We start from the raw sequence: 3,898 nt of genomic DNA, 5'->3' as shown, positions 1-3,898 counted from the left end.
ATATTGTCGGGATCGACCACGCGCTCGCGGGTGGTGCCGCAGGCTTCGGCAAAGCGGATCAGCAGGTCGGTGTGGCGATCGCCGCCGATTTCTTCTTCATACATATTGGCCAGCAGGAAGTCCTTGGCCTCGGTGAAGCGGTCGGGGGTACGGGCGTAGATATAGGCGAGGTAGTCGGCGAAGGGGCCGACGTAGTGGTAATGGTTTTCTGCCCAGCGCGCGAGGTGGTCGCGGGAGAGCTTGCCGCTGGCCCAGGCCACGCTGAAGGGGGCCTTGTTGGCGCTCTTGCCCTTGATGGCGTTTTCAAGGGCGGCACGGAAATCATCACGGTTCATCAATTCGGCCATTGCGGGGCTCCTGTGGACAGCGGGTTCAAGGTTGGGGACTGCGTGGCGTGGTCCGGGGCCTGGTCATCTGACCCCGATACTCTGAAGATAATTGTATACTATCTACCGTTTTTTGGAAGACGGTATACAAGTCTTTCGGGAATAAAAAAGCGAGGCCCCGGAAGAGCCTCGCTGCTGGTCGTGCGCAAGCGTGCGTGCAGCCGTGCAGCCGCTTAGCGCCAGAGGAACATCGCGCAAACGGTAGACACGCCCAGCCCGATCAATACCGGCACCAGCAGGGCGCGCACCGCATCGAGCACGGGCACCCGGGCAAAGCCGGCCACCGCGATCAGCGAGGACCAGGCGATCAGCGTGCCACCGCCCGTCCACACCGCGCCCATCTGCCCGATAGCCGCCAGCGTGGCGGAATCGAAGCCCACCACCGGACCCAGCGCCCCGGCCAGGGTGCCGGTCAGCGGCAGGCCGGCAAAGCCGGAGCCGTCGATGCCGGTGATCATGCCCACCAGCAGCACGCCAAAGGCGACCAGCACGTGGTTGTCCGGAATCATGTGCTGGTAAGCCTGGATCAGCTCGAACAGCAGGCTGGGCGCTTTGCCGGCGGCAACGCCAAGGATCTGCGCCGCGGTTTCGCCGGCGCCAACGAAGAAGAAACCGGCAATCGGCAGCACCGAGCCCATCGCCTTGAAGGCGAAGACAAAGCCGTCGGTAATGTGCTCCGGGCACACGTCGAGCATCTTGCGCGGCCCTTCGGCAGCGAGCGTGGCCAGCATCATCAGCACCGCCGCGACCCCGCCGACCAGAGCAGCGGCATCGCCACCCTTGAGTTCGGGCAGTCCGCTGCCCATCTTCGGCACCACCATCACCGCCACCACCGCCAGGAACGCCAGCGGCGTCACCACGGCAAAGCACTTCGACCATTTGACCCGGCGCAACGCCACCATGGCCAGGCTGCGCTCGATATTGGAATCGGTGACGAGCGGCTCCGCATGCTCGGTGCCGCGCGCAATCTCGGCCTTGTCGAAGGTGCCGGCCTGCTCGAAGCGCTCGTCGGCGCCGCTGGCGCGGGCTTGCCAGTGGGTCAGCAAACTGCCGCTGGCCGGCACGATGTGCTTGCGCATCGACAGGTAGGCCAGCGTCAGCGCGATGACGCCCGTGATGATCGACAGCACCAGCGCGCGGTCGGCCACCACCACGGCGCTGACCGCGGCGCCGGCTGCCTTGGCGCTGATCCCGGGGGCCACGCCGATCACATAGTCAGACGACAGCGCCATGCCCTGCCCCGCAATGGCGATGGCCATGGCGCCAGCCAGCGGCGGCAGCCCGGCCGCGATCGCGGCTGGCAGCAGGATGGCGGAAACCAGCGGCACCGCCGGCGTGGGCCAGAAGAACAGCGAAATCACGTAGGTAATGCCGGCCAGGATGAAGAAGGCGGAATGACCGTTCTTCATCACCAGGCGGAACGGTTCGACCATCCGGATATCCGAGCGCAGCGTCTTGAGTGAGTTGAGCAGCGCCGTCATGAAGGCGATGACCAGGAAGATGTTGAACAGCTCCTTGGCCGCCACCAGGCTTGCCGAAAAGACCCCGCCCAGCGCCGAAACCGGGCTGCCGGTCAGCGCGAACACGACCAGGAACGTACCCAGGATCGACGGTACGACCACGTTGGCACGCAGGATCATGGTCAGGACGATCACCGCCACGCCCAGTAAGTAGATCCAGTGTGCCGCGCCAATCACCACTTCATGTTGCATGAATTCCCCTTGGATCTTTATCTGTAGAGCCCAGCGTATCTGGGGCTATGGCTGCCCCATTGACGTATACTATATTCTTGACTGAGATCAAAACAAGCGAAATCTTCCCAAGGTAGGGAATCCACCCAAATCGGTGCAAACCCTTGCACTGCTGCGCCAAAAGCGGGATTTCAGGCACCTTTCACGGGCCAAGCGCATCCTCGGCATTAATGACAGGTGCCTTCCACCTGCGATTTATGTAGACTGTATACCATGTAAGGACGCATTCACGGCGTGGGCGGGATTGGCTTCTCCATGGTGTCCACGCCAACTTTCCATCCCTTCTTCGCTACTCCAGGAAATAGACCATGCTGCATATCACCGACGAGATGATCGACTGCCACGTCAGCCCCGCCGACGCCCAGCAAGTGATGCTGGACGCCTTCCGCAGTTTCGGCGAAGGCAAGGCCGCCATGCAGGAGCGCATCCGTACCGAAGCCGGTGGTGTCAAGCTATCCACGCTGGGCGCGGTGATTCCCGAGCAGCGGGTGGCGGGCGCCAAGGTCTACACCACCATCAAGGGGCAGTTCTCCTTTGTCATCCTGATTTTCTCGACCGAGGACGGGCGGCCGCTGGCGTCGTTCGATGCCGGCGCGATTACCCGGCTGCGCACTGCCGCCTGCTCGGTCGTGGCCGCCCGCCACCTGGCCCGCCCGGGTGCGGAAGTGCTGGCGCTGTTCGGCGCCGGCACGCAGGGCGTGCAGCATGCCCGCCAACTGGCCGCCACCCTCCCGCTCAAGCGCATCCTGCTGTCCGACCCGTACGCCGATGCCGCCATGCCCGAGCGCCTGGCGCAATGGTGCGGCATCCCCGTCGCCCTCGCCGAGCCGGACCAGGCGGTCGCGCAAGCCGATATCGTGGTCACCGCCTCGCGCTCGACCACGCCGCTGTTCTCCGGCCATGCGCTCAAGCCCGGCGCGTTCGTCGCGGCGATCGGATCGAGCCTGCCGCACACCCGGGAACTGGATGACGTGGCGCTCTCGCGCGCCAGCAAGCTGGTGGTGGAATGGCGCCCGCAATCGATGCGCGAAGCCGGCGACATCGTGCTGGCCGACCCCGCCGCGCTGCCCGCCGACAAAGTCGTCGAGCTGGCCGATGTCGTGACGGGCCGCGTGCAGCCGCGCGTCAGCGACGCGGACATCCTGATCTACAAGTCGGTGGGTGTCGGGCTGGAGGATGTGGCATTGGCTGGCTTCGCGTACCGGCAAATCGCAGCGGCAGGTGATGCGAAACCCACCTGAAAGCAAAAGCGCGGACGCGGATGCCGCGCGCCGGCAAGAAAGGCCCAAAACCTCTTCCGCAAAATTGTAGATAGTATACAATTATCTTCAAGGTATCGGGGTCAGCTGACCAGGCCCCGGACCACGCCACGCAGTCCCCAACCTTGAACCCGCTGTCCACAGGAGCCCCCGCAATGGCCGAATTGATGAACCGTGATGATTTCCGTGCCGCCCTTGAAAACGCCATCAAGGGCAAGAGCGCCAACAAGGCCCCCTTCAGCGTGGCCTGGGCCAGCGGCAAGCTCTCCCGCGACCACCTCGCGCGCTGGGCGGAAAACCATTACCACTACGTCGGCCCCTTCGCCGACTACCTCGCCTATATCTACGCCCGCACCCCCGACCGCTTCACCGAGGCCAAGGACTTCCTGCTGGCCAATATGTATGAAGAAGAAATCGGCGGCGATCGCCACACCGACCTGCTGATCCGCTTTGCCGAAGCCTGCGGCACCACCCGCGAGCGCGTGGTCGATCCCGACAATAT

At 64.3% G+C, this 3,898-nt stretch carries 4 protein-coding genes; 2 read left to right on the top strand and 2 right to left on the bottom strand.

The features are described 5' to 3' along the window. Both AC1DQ3_RS36220 and AC1DQ3_RS36215 read right to left on the bottom strand, forming a co-directional pair. The coding region (locus AC1DQ3_RS36220) for a TenA family transcriptional regulator (RefSeq protein ID WP_477124901.1) at positions 1 to 347 on the bottom strand (347 nt) is incomplete at its 3' end. 212 nt (positions 348 to 559) lie between these two features. Further along, complete coding sequence (locus AC1DQ3_RS36215; RefSeq protein WP_477124903.1) at positions 560 to 2,098, bottom strand: hypothetical protein; 1,539 nt, start codon at positions 2,096 to 2,098, stop codon at positions 560 to 562. A 347-nt stretch (positions 2,099 to 2,445) separates the two neighbouring features. Between AC1DQ3_RS36215 and AC1DQ3_RS36210 the strand changes: the two genes are divergently transcribed. Continuing rightward, positions 2,446 to 3,378 (top strand): ornithine cyclodeaminase family protein, encoded by a 933-nt coding sequence (locus tag AC1DQ3_RS36210; protein ID WP_477124902.1) that lies wholly within the window; start codon positions 2,446 to 2,448, stop codon positions 3,376 to 3,378. 173 nt (positions 3,379 to 3,551) lie between these two features. After that, positions 3,552 to 3,898 (top strand): TenA family transcriptional regulator (locus AC1DQ3_RS36205; RefSeq protein WP_477124901.1); only part of this gene is annotated, 347 nt, incomplete at its 3' end.

The sequence above is a fragment of the Cupriavidus sp. 01T418 genome, assembly GCF_056398885.1.
This window is presented reverse-complemented; position numbering and strand designations above follow the sequence as displayed.